At 37.4% G+C, this 14787-nt stretch carries 11 protein-coding genes and 1 tRNA gene; 3 read left to right on the forward strand and 9 right to left on the reverse strand.

Features of this window, described 5'->3' with window-relative positions; genetic code table 11:
• Window positions 1-105: 105 nt before the first annotated feature.
• From PSF31_RS06795 to flhD, 7 genes are all read right to left on the reverse strand, one after another.
• Window positions 106-1791 (reverse strand): methyl-accepting chemotaxis protein, encoded by a 1686-nt coding sequence (locus PSF31_RS06795; protein ID WP_096864706.1) that lies wholly within the window; start codon window positions 1789-1791, stop codon window positions 106-108.
• Between the two features lie 104 nt (window positions 1792-1895).
• Window positions 1896-2393: a chemotaxis protein CheW gene (gene cheW, locus PSF31_RS06800; protein ID WP_004909833.1), complete on the reverse strand. Its 498-nt coding sequence runs from the start codon at window positions 2391-2393 to the stop codon at window positions 1896-1898.
• Between the two features lie 16 nt (window positions 2394-2409).
• On the reverse strand, window positions 2410-4467 hold the full coding sequence (cheA, locus tag PSF31_RS06805; RefSeq protein WP_164560974.1) for a chemotaxis protein CheA: 2058 nt from the start codon (window positions 4465-4467) through the stop codon (window positions 2410-2412).
• A 103-nt stretch (window positions 4468-4570) separates the two neighbouring features.
• Window positions 4571-5488 (reverse strand): flagellar motor protein MotB, encoded by a 918-nt coding sequence (motB, locus tag PSF31_RS06810; protein ID WP_004255726.1) that lies wholly within the window; start codon window positions 5486-5488, stop codon window positions 4571-4573.
• A gap of 7 nt (window positions 5489-5495) precedes the next feature.
• Entirely contained in the window at window positions 5496-6383 is an 888-nt protein-coding gene (gene motA, locus PSF31_RS06815; RefSeq protein WP_036957858.1) for a flagellar motor stator protein MotA, read from the reverse strand.
• Window positions 6384-6480: 97 nt separating this feature from the next.
• Window positions 6481-7071, reverse strand: coding sequence for a flagellar transcriptional regulator FlhC (gene flhC / locus PSF31_RS06820; RefSeq protein ID WP_096864704.1), 591 nt, complete (start codon window positions 7069-7071; stop codon window positions 6481-6483).
• Complete coding sequence (flhD, locus tag PSF31_RS06825) at window positions 7068-7418, reverse strand: flagellar transcriptional regulator FlhD (RefSeq protein WP_036957860.1); 351 nt, start codon at window positions 7416-7418, stop codon at window positions 7068-7070. Before flhD ends, flhC begins: the two co-directional genes overlap by 4 nt.
• A gap of 1647 nt (window positions 7419-9065) precedes the next feature.
• Between flhD and PSF31_RS06830 the strand changes: the two genes are divergently transcribed.
• Together PSF31_RS06830 and PSF31_RS06835 are read left to right on the forward strand one after the other, a co-directional pair.
• Window positions 9066-9503 carry an antitoxin HicB gene (locus PSF31_RS06830; protein WP_004255743.1) on the forward strand — a complete coding sequence of 146 codons (438 nt, stop codon included), beginning with the start codon at window positions 9066-9068 and terminating at the stop codon, window positions 9501-9503.
• Window positions 9504-10060: 557 nt separating this feature from the next.
• Window positions 10061-11059 (forward strand): acetyltransferase, encoded by a 999-nt coding sequence (locus PSF31_RS06835; protein WP_096864703.1) that lies wholly within the window; start codon window positions 10061-10063, stop codon window positions 11057-11059.
• 198 nt (window positions 11060-11257) lie between these two features.
• On the opposite strand, the gene PSF31_RS06840 is transcribed toward PSF31_RS06835, so the two are convergent.
• Window positions 11258-11333, reverse strand: a tRNA-Lys gene (locus PSF31_RS06840).
• Window positions 11334-11588: 255 nt separating this feature from the next.
• Between PSF31_RS06840 and cycA the strand changes: the two genes are divergently transcribed.
• Window positions 11589-12989, forward strand: coding sequence for a D-serine/D-alanine/glycine transporter (cycA, locus tag PSF31_RS06845; protein ID WP_096864671.1), 1401 nt, complete (start codon window positions 11589-11591; stop codon window positions 12987-12989).
• 75 nt (window positions 12990-13064) lie between these two features.
• Here the strand turns inward: cycA and putP are convergent, their stop codons facing one another.
• Entirely contained in the window at window positions 13065-14549 is a 1485-nt protein-coding gene (putP, locus tag PSF31_RS06850) for a sodium/proline symporter PutP (RefSeq protein WP_004255751.1), read from the reverse strand.
• Window positions 14550-14787: the final 238 nt, after the last annotated feature.

Here is a 14787-nt window from a genome sequence, read left to right on the forward strand (position 1 = left end):
CTTGTGCCAGCTAAGAGAACTGAACCTCTGAAACATTGCCTTGTTTTCTAATGCGCAGAAACGCTGCAAAACCGTAGCTTTGCAGCGCGAAACTGAGCTTAACCCTTAGAAAGTTTCCCAATTGTCATCATCTTTATGTTCTTTCGATGACAGTTTTGTCAGATCCGGTGTTTTAACGATATTTGAAACCGTTCTTGCTGCCGGCTGAATATTGCGTATTTCACTTTGTTTTAATGGTGGTAAACGGAAGATAGAAATCAGTTGCGACAGTTTTGCCACTTGCTCTTCCAATACATTGGCTGCAACCGCGGATTGCTCAACCAGCGATGCATTTTGCTGCGTAACTTTGTCCATTTCAGCGACAGCAATACTGACTTGTGCAATTCCTTTGCTTTGCTCGTCTGATGCGGTCGCAATATGCGTCATAATGTCAGTAACACGTGTAACAGATTCAACAATCTTGGTCATTGTTTCGCCTGCATCTTCAGCTTGGCGAGCGCCTGTCCCAGTTCTTGACACCGAATCTTCAATTAACGTTTTAATCTCTTTAGCGGCATCTGCACTGCGTTGTGCCAAATTACGCACTTCATCAGCAACAACGGCAAAACCTCGACCATGCTCACCTGCCCTTGCCGCTTCAACTGCCGCATTAAGCGCTAAGATGTTAGTTTGAAAAGCGATGCTATCGATAACTGCAGTAATATCAGAGATTTTCTGTGAGCTATCCGCAATATTCAGCATGGTGCTAACGACATTAGATACCACTTTGCCGCCTTCTTTTGCTATCACTGACGCTTGGTTTGCAAATTCACTCGCTTGGTGGGCGTATTCGGTATTTTGTTTAACAGTGGCAGTCAGTTCACTCATACTGGCTGAAGTTTCTTCTAAGCAAGCGACTTGTTGCTCCGTTCGTGCTGACAAGTCATTGTTACCTGCTGCAATTTCGGTTGTACCTTGGTAAATAGTTTCGCTACCATCTAGCACACCACGAACCGTATTAATCAGCTCTTGTTGCATGTGTTGAACACCATTGGCCAATTCACCAATTTCATTTTTGGCAATTGTTGTCACATTCGGTGTTAAATCCCCTGAAGCAAAGACTTTAATACGTTCAATTAAGATACCGAGTGGCTCGATAATACCTTTACGAACATAGCGATAACTGAAGAAACCAATCAAAGCGAGTAAGATAGATAACGTCACCAACATGTATAATGATTGGCGATAGTTATTATCTGCATTGACAACTTCGGCCTGGAAATCTGCTGAAATATCCGCAAAATAAGCGTTAAATTGCTCTTCAAATTTCACTTGGTGCCCTGAGGTTCTGTGTGCATAAAAACCTTCAAGGTCACCTTTTTCAGCGAATTCACTTAGCTTGATTAACGCATCACGATAGGTTTCATAGGTACTAAACAGCTTTTCAAATTTGGCTTTATCATAATCTGAACTTTGCATCAGCTTGTTATAACGTGCGTAAGCGTCATCCGCTGATTTAAAGTTACGTTTAGCGGCTTTAATCAAGTCTTCTGTCGTTGCATCGTCTTGAATTTTACGACCTTCGAGCAAATAGGCATTGATAGAGCGGTTTAAGTTCGCCCGGGCTTGTAACAAATTAACCCAACTTTCTGTTAATACTTGTCTTTGGCGTTGTAAGGAATTCAAATAACTAATGCTGTCGCTGTTATCGCCCAGTTTGGTAAACATCAACCCACTGGATACCAGTTGCAGCAAAATAAAGATAAAAATGACGGACAAAAGTCCCGATACGATTTTAATTCGACTGTACATGACGTTTTACTAACATAATTTTGTTGTATTTTGGATATCGGTCATCCAACCAAAAACTTTAGTTAATGACTTATTATTATTTGAACAATTATTGGGGCTGAGAATTACTCAGCCATGCTGTCAATCAGCGCCATTTCATCGCTTGTTAATAATTTTTCGATATCGACTAAAATCAACATACGGTCATTTAATGTTCCGAGCCCTGTCAGATATTGGGTCGATAATGTCACCGCAAAATCAGGTGGTGGTGCTATTTGTTCTTCATTCAAGACCAGTACATCCGAAACTCCATCGACGACAATACCGACAACGCGATCTTTTAAATTCACCACAATAACGACCGTGTTATCGTTATACACCACGTTTTCATGGGAAAACTTCACCCGTAAATCAATAATTGGAATGATGACTCCACGTAAATTAGTCACACCTTTGATAAAATCAGGGGTATTCGCGATACGAGTCACTTGTTCATAGCCACGAATTTCCTGCACTTTTAAGATTTCAATGCCATACTCTTCTTCACCCAAGGTAAAAATGAGGTAGCCTTCGCCGTTTTTTTCTTCTTCGTGTTTATTTAAATCATCATCTAACATAGACATGGTGTATGGCCTCTATTTAGTGCACGACAGGTTGAGAAACCTGCTGTTTCTTTTTAATCAAAATGCTGTTATTCATTTTTTGCAGCTCAGCCACATCTAAAATCAATGCAACAGAGCCATCGCCCATAATCGTTGCTGCGGAAATACCAGGGATTTTGCGATAATTACTTTCAATGTTTTTCACCACCACTTGCTGTTGCCCGACGAGCTTGTCAACTAACAACGCAAAACGGTGGCCTGCATTTTGAATAATCAGCACAATACTGTTATCTAAATTTCGCTCGGCTTCTTCGATGGAAAATACTTGGTGTAATTCAACAAGTGGCAAATATTCCCCTCGCACAAGCAGCATTTTTTCTTCTCCCGCTAAGCGATAAATATCCTCTTGCCGAGGCTGCAAGGTACTGATAATGGCACTCAATGGAACGATAAAAACATCTTCCGCTACTTTCACAGACATACCATCCAAAATGGCTAAAGTGAGCGGTAATAAAATGCGGATAACGGTACCTTTACCTTCGGTAAAACCGATTTGAATACGACCGCCCATGTCTTGGATATTTCGTTTAACCACATCCATTCCAACACCGCGTCCCGAAACGTCCGTCACCACCTCTGCTGTTGAAAAACCCGGTGCCATAATCAGCATCGCAACTTCATCATTGCTCATCCCATCATGCACATTCATGCCTTGTGACTTCGCTTTTGCCAAAATACGTTCACGATTTAGCCCTGCGCCGTCATCACGCACTTCAATACAAATGTTGCCACTTTGATGTGCTGCCGCTAAGGTCAGTGTTCCGGCTTCCGGCTTACCATTTGCCACACGAACTTCTGGCTTTTCAATCCCATGGTCGAGGCTATTGCGAACAAGGTGATTTAGTGGATCAACAATGCGCTCAATCAAGCTTTTATCGAGTTCAGTCGAACTTCCTTCTACTTTCAGTTCAATTTTTTTACCTAATTTGGAAGCGATATCGCGTACCATGCGCGGGAAACGGCTAAATACGTAGTCCATTGGCATCATACGAATTGACATGACGGATTCTTGCAAAGCGCGGGAATTACGCTCTAACTGTACGATTGAGCTTAACAAATCACTGTATTCGTTCTGATCGACATGTTGACTATGTTGGGTCAACATTGATTGAATAATCACCAGCTCACCCACTAAGTTAATCAGCTGGTCAACTTTCTCTACAGCCACACGAATGCTGCTCGAATCCCCTTTCGGTTTAGCGATTGCCGTTTTTTTAGCCGTGGTGGGTGCAGCAGGTTTTGCCGAGCTTTGCGGAGTATCTACTTGAGGCTCTGTGACTTCATTCGCTGCAACTTTATCATCATTTAATAACGTTTCTTCCTTTGAAAAAGCGAGGCAATCGGCAAATGAAATTACTTCATGGCTAATTTGCGATTCATCCACCACAAAACATAGCACCCCACTAATATCATCAATATCCGTATTAGTTCCTACCCATGCTTGTAAACTATTTGCTGTTTTTTCAGTATGATATAAATGCCCAAATAAACTGAGCTCATCCGCCAATAAATCAACTTCATTTTCTTTGAGCTGATTTAACGAGATCATAAAGCAGTGTGAATATTCACCTTGCTTCGCGGGTGTGTCTTCAACAACCGCATCTTCAACTTTAGTTTCAGCTATCGCAGTACCTGTCTCAGCGACCTCTTCCGCTCTATTTTCAACCCGGCTAAGCACCTCACAAATACGCTTAAAGGTATCTTCATCCGGTAAAGAGTCATTTTTATAGGCATCTAACTGTGATGCCATGACATCCTTAGCATCAAGAAAAACATCAATTATGTCAGGCGTGAGGGTTAACTCATCATGACGCGCCTTATCTAAAAGGTTTTCCAATGTATGAGTTGTATTCTGCAACTGAGTGAAACCAAAGGTTGCAGCCCCTCCTTTGATTGAGTGGGCACTGCGGAAGATGGCATTTAGCTGCTCGCTATCCGGGTCAAAAGGATCAAGCTCAAGTAAATGTTGTTCCATATCCCTGAGCAACTCATCAGCCTCATCGAAAAATGTTTGATAAAACTCGGTAATATCCATGGTTTTTATCCAATTTCGCTTAAGTTTCACTTAACGCTGACTGCCGGAACCTCCGGCAGACAACTAAACAAGTTATGTAATAAATTCAAATAACAGCAATTCATCACGGTATTTTCACCGCAGCGACAACACCCACAGCCGTTTCTTGCATGGGTTTTTGCGGTTTATTCAGCACATCATTGATCGGCTTGGCGCCATCGTATTCGCGGAGAATTTGTTTGGTTTCTTCATCATTTAACACAATGATACTTATCCGGCGGTTGATCGGGGCAAAACCATCTTCTTTGTCTAAATGAATGGCTGAAGCCATCCCAACCACGCGTAATACTTTATTTTCATCCATTCCACCGCGAATCAATTCACGGCGCGAAGCATTTGCGCGATCTGATGAAAGCTCCCAGTTGCTGTAATTGGCGCCGTTGGCATAAGCGAGATCATCAGTATGACCGGAGATACTAATTCGATTAGGAACATCATTAAGAAGTGGTGCTATTGCACGCAAAATATCGCGCATATACGGTTCAACCGTTGCCGAACCGACTTTAAACATTGGGCGATTTTCACTATCAACAATTTGAATGCGTAGCCCATCATTAATCATATCAATCAATAAATGTGGCTTTAATTCATTCAAACGGGGGTCTTTTAAAATAGCCTGCTCAAGGGACTCTTTTAATTTTTCAAAACGATAATTTGCATTTCCATCAATAATATTATTGGGCTCTGGCATCACATCCCCATCACGGAAAATCGGGTCTTTACCCCCACCAGGAATAGGGTTTGTGGCATCACCACTTTTACTTCCCGGGTTGATAGCTGTACTCAAGGGAGTACGGAAATACTCAGCAATTTGTGTTAATTCTTGAGGACTTGAAATTGAGATCAGCCACATCACTAAAAAAAACGCCATCATCGCCGTCATAAAATCGGCATAAGCAATTTTCCATGAACCGCCGTGTCCGTTTTGATGATGTGAACTGCGCTTTTTAACCCGAATAACATGAGGTGTATTGGCTGCCATTCGTTTGTTACTCCTCAGTTGTTTCTTGTGAGCGAGCACCTACTTTCACTTCTCGAACTTTATCTTCAAGTTCAACAAATGAAGGTCTATCTGCGCTGAATAACACCTTACGGCCAAATTCAACCGCAATTTGAGGAGCATACCCTTGCAATGCAGAGAGGAAAGTCACTTTAATACATTCCATCATTTTCAATTGCTCACTACTGCGCAACCTAATCAGCGCAGCTAAAGGCAAAATAAAGCCATAAGCCACTAAAATACCTAAAAATGTACCAACCATTGCATGAGCAATTAAAGCACCAAGTTCACCTGCGGGACGGTCTGCTGAGCCCAAGGCATTCACGACACCCAAGACGGCCGCAACAATCCCAAATGCAGGCATAGAGTCACCGACCATGTTTAGCCCCGAAGCAGGTACTTCATTTTCTTGACGAAAAGTTTCTAATTCTTCATCCATTAATGCTTCAATTTCATGACTTTGTAAGTTACTACTCACCATCAGACGTAAATAGTCCACAATGAACATCATGGTGGACTCATCTTTTAAAATACGGGGATATTGGGAGAAAATTTCACTTTCACTTGGATTGTCAATATCTTTCTCAAGTGCAAGTAACCCTTGTTGGCGCGACTTATTAAGTAATTGAAATAACAATGCCATTAAATCCATTGACATTGTTTTATTGTAAGAGGAACGACGAAAGAGTTTTGGTAATACTTTGCACAAGGCGACGATGGATTTGCCACTGTTACCAACAACAAAAGCACCTAAACCTGCCCCTAAAATAATGACAAATTCAGCGGGTTGATAAAGCGCACCTAAATGGCCGCCGACCATTATATATCCGCCAATAACCGCAACTGTAACAATGATATACCCGATGAGTATTAACACAATATTCCCTTTCACTCCGTTGGTTAACAGATGGCAGTCAAAGGGAATATTAGGAGTGACAGGCAAAAAATTTTGCCTGCTAACCAAATCAATCCAATTACATTACCGCTTTAGTAATGCCATCCTGTCGATATACCGTAATATCGGCTAGATGTTCGGAAAGTTTACGTTTTTTTATTGCACGTGATGGCGGTTGGCATAAACTACAAGTGAAGCTATTTTCAGGAATATGTGCGTAAGTAATAAAAGAGCCATGGCAACAACTACATTGTGAACTTTGTAACATGCCACTTTCCACAAAACGGACTAGCGTCCAAGCACGTGTTAAAGCCAACAAAGGTTCTTCGCCGGGTTCTGGAATACACTGTTCAAGGTATAACCTATAGGCTTTTAATATAGCGTCAACACCACGACATTGGCCGCTATTCAGTAAAAATTGATAAGCATTATAGAACATGGATGAATGAATATTCTGTTCCCATGTCATAAACCAATCTGTAGAAAAAGGTAACATCCCTTTCGGTGGAGGGCTACCTCTTAGCTCTTTGTATAAACGAACTAAACGACCGCGACTGATTTGCGTTTCACTTTCTAACATTTGAAGGCGAGCGCCCAAAGAGATCAATTCCATGGCTAGTCGAATGTCATTCGCTTCTTGGACTATACTTTTTTCAGCTGCGGTACTCATCTTTTTCTCGCTATTTCAGTGTCGCCCTCATTATGCGTTTGCAATAATCGGGTCGAAAGTAAGATACCTGTATGAATTTGTTGTAATTCATCAACTCTTGAATCACGAGTTAGTTTTTCAATTGTTTCACTATTATCAAATCTAAACTGGCAGATTAGCTGGTTTGTCTCTGCTAATTTGACTAATTGAGGGAGTGTAAGGTCTGCTAAAGTAGTTGCCATTGCATCAGAGATACCTAGACGAAACATCGCAGAGGCTTTCTCTTGAGAGATGAGTTTTTGGGCTAATAGCAAATATGAGAGGTTAATATCGTATATATGCTTCAGAAAATCTGTCGTCGAGCTCATTTTTTTTCCTTTCCGAATATTATCAACATCTGTGCGATCTGTGTGCAAAAAGAACAAATATGAATTTGAAAGTATTGTGTATTCAAATTATTAAATTAAAAAATTAATTAAATTGGGTAAATGTAATTCCATTAATTTCCCCATGTTATCCATTCAAAATACCCAATTTGGAGTACAAATACACAAGCTTCCAAACTTAAATTAAATATATTTCCTGAATACCTACAACAATAAAGAATGACTAAAAAATTAGCGGTTTCCATAAAAATCAGAAATTGCTGATGTCATTATTAGTCGCTAATTATTATGCACCACTAAATTAACTATTCAAGGTACTTATGTTTCTTTTTGTATCAATAGGGCGATTACCCATTAATTCATTAAATAATCTTCATTATTTCTTTATCTTCTATTACCTTATCCTAAATATCCACAACATTTTGAGTTAACCTAAGCAAAATGCCAGGGTTTTAATCAAACCAATCACTCTTTACATGTGATTATTAAGCCTAATAAACCAAGCATAACATCAAAAACAATATATTGATCCAAATCAATTTTTAGTATTAAGAAACTGAGTTATACATTACTGTATTAAGGCTTTATCGGCATTATTGGAATAAAATTTAATCATTAATTTTCAATAAGTTTGATATATATTACAGCCATCGTTCAAAATTATTCAATCGCAGTTATCATATAAACAGCCATTATATTGTCATACATATTAAGAATTCACTTCCATTTTCATTAGAATCATTAAACTATAAAATAAGTATCATCACCCTGTAATATTAATAAAACTAATAAAATTTACGTCGATTACCAATAATGAAAGTTTATTCAGCTTAAATATTTTTGTAAGATATTTTTGCATATTTATTATTTCAAGTGATCATTTTGTTATTAATTCATTAAAGTAGTTTTTTTGGGTTAATTAATATTTATTTTTTATGTAAAATGGCAAAAAATTCATTTTTTTTAATAAAAAGATCAACCTACGCTAACCTATCACTTTTGTGTTAAGAGCAAAAAATGTAGGTTTCAATTAAGAACACTCCATTTTCCAAATGTTTTTTACATCATTTTTAAAATATTCAGTTAGTGCTCAAAATAAAAAGCACTAAAGGTATTATTAATTGTCTTCGTACTTATCATTTTTAGCCATTTTCACGTAACCATAATAATTTTAATAACTCAATGTTATAATAACAAATGATTACTATATACTTTTATTTTAACAAAACCCCCTAACCATCAAGTTACCTTAAGTAAAACTGCTTAATCAGATAATGAAAGATTAAAAAATAAATAACTTTTAGTTAAAATAATTCAGTGAGACATTTGCTTATAAAAGAAGCTAATTTATTAGGATTTTTATGGAAAAAAATATTTCTCAATTTGCGACAAACTTCACACTTGTTTTCTTTGTTTCTCAATAATTTCCGAATAAAACGATTCTCACATTGCTGAATTTATGTTAGGAAAATCACATTAATTGTACTAACAACCCCCTCATAACAACATGTAGGACCAATAGATACAAAAATGAAGCAAGAAATGGCCACATAAGTTAATTGATAAGCTTGTTTTCCTCATGCTCCAGTGCAACACTGAGCACTCTGAAATATAATTTGAAGGAAAAATATGTTCAATTATCAGGCAACAATAGAATTTATTGAGGAAGAAAACGTATATGAAATCAATTTTAGTGATTTTCCTGACCTTCAAGGAGTTAGCTATTGTAAAGAAGATGTTGAATTAGAAGCCCAAGAAATTTTGCTAGCCTCTTTTGCAGAACATATCGAACTCAGAAAACCAATTCCATTAGCAACACAACAAAAAAATAGTGAAGCATTTACGGTTTATTTACCCATAATCTGTTGCTTAAAAATTGCCTTGCATAACGCTATTCTCAACTCTGCAATGCAACGCGTCGATCTCGCTCGCAGATTGAATATCAATGCACAACAGATAGAACGCTTACTGGATATTCATTACACATCTAAAATTGACCTTTTAGAACAAGCCTTATACATATTGGGCGTCGAGCCTTCAATTACAGTGACTCAAAAAAATATTTGATAACAATATAAGCTAATCATCATCCAAGGACTATATAATAAAGTTATCACTGAAATAGCCCTAGAATTCTTGATTTATTTTTTGCTGATACTAAAAAGTATCATTAGATTCTTATGTAATAGCAGAGACTTGAGTTAAATTTAGCTCCCTAGCTTCTCATCCTCTGCTGCTATTCAATCGTTTTCCCTGTACATTTCACGTGCTAAAGAACAACTGCGTTCTATTTCAAACATCCCTCCCCTAACTGGTTAAATTTCAATCAAATCATACTTTACCCAATCAAAAATAACTCTGCTTTCAGTTATCTCTCATTTTTTAGTTCTTAGACCTAAAAGTTTGTGATTTTTATCTTGCCATTAAGTGATACAAAATTGTGCAATAAACTTATATTCAATTCCTAAATCATGTTCCCTCTTACAATAAGAATAAAATATTAACGGAAAAAGACTAATCAATATTAGACTTATTATCTCTCATTTCGTAATTACTAAAATAATTTCTTTTAAATTATAACCCCAATGAGGTACAATAAATTAATTTTTATATAGGGCATATATATGAAAAAAGAAAATCACTTAATCTTGAATATAAAAAACGTTGGCCAACCATATTGGCCAACGCTAAAATTAATATTAAGTTCATTAATTGTTTTTAATTTTTATTTAAATTTAGTTGATAAAAACAAATATTCGTTGCTTATTACTGTTTTTGACTTAACATTAATTCCTATGTTTGTATTTATAGTCGCATTTATAACAAAAAATACAACATGGAAAGAGTTAAAATCTCACCTTCTTCCTGCCTTTATAATTTATTTTACGTATCAAACAATCGACATGGTTCCACTTTACTTCACCGGTGAGTTAACTTTTAAAAAATACTTGTTTTCTCCTCAGTACGGGGTTTGGTTCTTTTTAGCAACACCTATATGGCAAGCTGTTTTTTTATTATTACCAGAGAGCTTTAAATCAAACAAATTTAACCTATCTGCAATCTTAATCACATCACTAATAATATCATTTATAACAAAGACTTACCTAATGCCAATTTCTAGCTTTTTTTCAATTATTTTATATTTCCCATTTTTTGTCATTGCTTATTTTATCCATAATCAAAATATATTTTCGTTAAGGAAAAAGCCTATTATCACTATTTTTTGTATAGCATTTTTAGCGATTACCTTTCTTAATTATCGAAACGATTTTTATGAGATAATTTTCGGTGCAATCAAGACTAATTTAATTCTAAACTCATTCATTATCTATATTTTCGATTTTGTAATAAGCCTAATACTGGGTTCGATTATTATTTACTTTGCTTTATCAACTCAAAAATATGCAAAAATATCAAATAATGCTTTAGGTGTTTATTTAATCCATCCAATTATTTGTTTTGTAATATTACAAACATTAAGTTTTTTAGATATGGAACTAAATTTATTATTAATAATAGCATTTACTCTATCTACAATTACAATTGCACTTTTACTAGCATCAAACTCAATTATTCATTGGTTTATTGAACCAGTATTGAGATCTAATAAATTGAAAGAATAGCTTTATGATGGATATGATAGCATAGTCTCTAAATATCAAATATATTATTGATATAAACAATGAGAACGGATGTAATGTATCAAACTTAATAACCGAACACGCCAAACAAATTGATACTGTTTTCAATGGCTGCGTCCCAAATACGTCCCATACAGACAGTATAGGTTCCGCAGCATGCCCATAACTCATTGAAAATTTTGGTGGGTTGTGTGGGGATCGAACCCACGACCGAGTGATTAAGAGTCACCTACTCTGCCAACTGAGCTAACAACCCGATACAAAATATTTAACGCCTAACAATTGCTACAGTCAATATGATTCTGCTATTTTTATTACCTAAGTTAATTTTAAGTTGCGAATGTAAAATTTAAGAAAACTAATGCTTGAATAAACATCACTTCGCTCCTAACAAGATAACTTTTCCTTACTCTAATTGAGATTTGTGTCACAATATTTCACGCAAACATAACCACAAAATTAAAAAAAAGACTGTGGCTAATTATCACAAACCACTACGGACATCTTTAGTATGGAAGAAAATGCAAATTCACTATCAACACAACCCAATGCTGATCGTAATCAGCTAAAACGCAGCCTTAGTAACCGGCATATACAACTTATTGCGATTGGTGGAGCAATTGGAACAGGCTTATTTATGGGGTCTGGCAAAACCATTTCACTCGCAGGCCCATCGATTATCTTTGTGTATATGATAATTGGTTTTGTGCTATTTTTTGTGATGCGCGCAATGGGTGAACTGCTACTTTCTAATCTGAACTACAAATCATTCAGTGATTTTTCTGCTGACCTTATCGGTCCATGGGCAGGTTTTTTTGTCGGTTGGACGTACTGGTTCTGCTGGGTTATCACCGGTATTGCCGATATCATTGCCATTACATCCTATGTGAGCTTTTGGGTACCTGATTTTCCTGAATGGGTAACCTCATTTATTTGCGTGGTCACCTTATTAACGCTTAACCTAGTTTCTGTCAGGCTTTTCGGTGAGCTCGAATTTTGGTTCGCCATGATAAAAATTGTTGCCATTGTGGCTCTCATTGCAGTAGGTGGCACATTAATTGCCATGAATTTCCAATCCCCTACGGGTCACACGGCATCTTTAAGTAACATTTGGAATGATGGCGGAATGTTCCCTATGGGGATCAGTGGTTTCTTTGCTGGCTTTCAAATTGCTATTTTTGCGTTTGTGGGAATTGAATTGGTGGGTACGGCAGCAGCAGAAACACGCGATCCAGAAAAATCTTTGCCAAAAGCTATCAACGCGATCCCTATCCGGATTATTGCATTTTATGTCTTATCTTTAATTGTCATTATGGCTGTTACACCTTGGCGAACCATATTGGCCGATAAAAGCCCATTTGTAGAGATGTTTGTCTTGATAAGCCTACCCGCAGCGGCAAGCATTGTTAACTTTGTGGTGCTAACTTCCGCAGCCTCTTCCGCAAATAGTGGTGTATTTTCCACCAGCCGAATGCTTTTTGGGCTTTCAAAAGAAGGGGATGCGCCAAAGCAGTTCAGCCAATTATCGAAAAAAGCCGTGCCGGCTACTGGGCTAATTTTTACTTGTATCTGCCTCAGCTTTGGTATTGTTCTGATCTATTTTATTCCTGATATCATGCATGCATTCACGCTAGTCACCACCGTGTCTGCTATTCTCTTTATGTTTATTTGGAGCATGATTTTATATAGCTATTTAAATTTCCGTAAAAAACGCCCTGAAATGCACAAAGCATCTCATTACAAAATGCCTGCTGGAATTGTGATGTCATGGTTAAGCCTCGCTTTTTTCGCTTTTATGGTCGTGCTATTGGCATTCCAGCACGATACAAGACAAGCCTTAATTGCCACACCAGTTTGGTTTATTTTACTATTCATTGGTTACCAGTTCGCTAAGCGCAGAAAGAACCAATAATGATGAATAATAAATAGCAAAAAGGCCGAATAACAGTATCGTTACTCGGCCTTTTTCGTTTATAAACTTGCTCGATTAGCTTGCTTTATATTCTGCCTCAGCCTCATCAAAACGAGCTTGAGCTGCTGCACTTGGTGCTTTAGTCATTAAACTCACAACAACAATAGCGATTGTTGCTAATAAGAAACCTGGGATGATTTCATACAAATCAAACCATTTGTATTTTATCCAAACTAATACTGTCACAGCACCGACTATCATTCCTGCAAGTGCACCTGTACGCGTCATTCGTTTCCACATTACAGAAATTAAAACAACAGGACCAAATGCAGCGCCAAAGCCCGCCCATGCATTACTCACTAAAGCCAAAACTTTATTATTTGGGTCACGAGCAATGTAAATGGCAATTGCAGCGACTAATAACACCATAAAACGCCCTACCCAAACTAACTCTTTTTGGCTGGCACTTTTACGGATAAAAGGCTTATATAAGTCTTCCGTTAGCGCACTCGCACAAACTAGTAATTGGCAACTTAGTGTACTCATTACCGCTGCTAATATAGCTGATAATAAAATACCGGCGATCCATGGGTTAAACAAAATTCCCGTTAGTTCCATGAAGATACGCTCATTATTTTGCATTACCGAACCCGCTAAAGCCGGGTTATTTTCAAAATAAGCGATACCAAAGAAACCAACCGCAATCGTTCCGCCTAAACATAACACCATCCATGTCATACTAATACGTCGAGCAGAACGAATAGTACGAGCAGAGTCCGCCGCCATAAAACGCGCTAAGATATGGGGTTGACCAAAATAGCCTAATCCCCAACCTAATAATGACAGAATTGCGATGATATTCATGTCTTTAAACATATCAAGATATTCAGGATTCTTAGCTTTGATCACTTCAATAGAGGTATCTATTCCCCCTAAAGAAAGGATTACAACAATAGGTGTAAGAATCAATGCGAAGATCATTAATGAAGCTTGAACAGTATCGGTCCAACTTACGGCTAAAAAGCCACCTAAAAAAGTGTAAGCAATAGTCGCTAATGCCCCTAACCACATCGCTTTCTCATAACTCATATTAAATGTGCTTTCAAATAACAAACCACCCGCGACCACACCTGATGCACAATAAATCGTAAAGAAAACTAAAATCACAACAGCAGAAATAATACGTAAAATCTTACTGTTATCTTCAAAACGGCTAGTAAAGTAGTCTGGCAATGTTAACGCATTATTATTTTTTTCTGTTTGGACACGTAAACGCCCAGCAACAAATAACCAGTTAAGATATGCACCGAGACTCAAACCGATAGCAATCCAACTTTCAGAAATCCCGGCCAAGAAAATCGCACCTGGCAACCCCATGAGTAACCAACCGCTCATATCTGAAGCACCAGCAGACAATGCAGTTACAACACTGCCTAAACTTCTTCCACCCAGAATATAATCGTCAAAGTTTTTCGTTGAGCGATAGGCCATATAGCCAATTAATAACATGCCAGTAATGTATACGACGAACATAATGATCATCGGAGTGCTTACAGTCATCCTGTTTTCTCCATTGAGTAGCTTTAAAATTGTTAGTTATCTTTATAAGTTTCCGTTGATAACTTGTAACTTCATAGTGTTGCACTTTATTGCACATATTTAATTTATCTGTGCGAACACCAAATAGGTTGTGATTGTTTGTGTTGCACTAACTTAATATCTTAGCTGTCCCATCCTAGACAGAGTCGTATTAAATTAACAAGAAATTAACTATTTTTTATTGCATAAATAGAATCCA

The sequence above is a fragment of the Providencia sp. PROV156 genome (assembly GCF_028480905.1).
GTDB classification, from domain to species: Bacteria; Pseudomonadota; Gammaproteobacteria; order Enterobacterales; family Enterobacteriaceae; genus Providencia; species Providencia hangzhouensis.

Bases quoted from the DNA above. Each gene is read 5' to 3' on its own strand.
- PSF31_RS06795 (WP_096864706.1), bottom strand. From the start codon at position 1,791: ATGTACAGTCGAATTAAAATCGTATCGGGACTTTTGTCCGTCATTTTT.
- cheW (WP_004909833.1), bottom strand. From the start codon at position 2,393: ATGTCTATGTTAGATGATGATTTAAATAAACACGAAGAAGAAAAAAAC.
- cheA (WP_164560974.1), bottom strand. From the start codon at position 4,467: ATGGATATTACCGAGTTTTATCAAACATTTTTCGATGAGGCTGATGAG.
- motB (WP_004255726.1), bottom strand. From the start codon at position 5,488: ATGGCAGCCAATACACCTCATGTTATTCGGGTTAAAAAGCGCAGTTCA.
- flhC (WP_096864704.1), bottom strand. From the start codon at position 7,071: ATGAGTACCGCAGCTGAAAAAAGTATAGTCCAAGAAGCGAATGACATT.
- flhD (WP_036957860.1), bottom strand. From the start codon at position 7,418: ATGAGCTCGACGACAGATTTTCTGAAGCATATATACGATATTAACCTC.
- PSF31_RS06830 (WP_004255743.1), top strand. From the start codon at position 9,066: ATGTTCAATTATCAGGCAACAATAGAATTTATTGAGGAAGAAAACGTA.
- PSF31_RS06835 (WP_096864703.1), top strand. From the start codon at position 10,061: ATGAAAAAAGAAAATCACTTAATCTTGAATATAAAAAACGTTGGCCAA.
- cycA (WP_096864671.1), top strand. From the start codon at position 11,589: ATGGAAGAAAATGCAAATTCACTATCAACACAACCCAATGCTGATCGT.
- putP (WP_004255751.1), bottom strand. From the start codon at position 14,549: ATGACTGTAAGCACTCCGATGATCATTATGTTCGTCGTATACATTACT.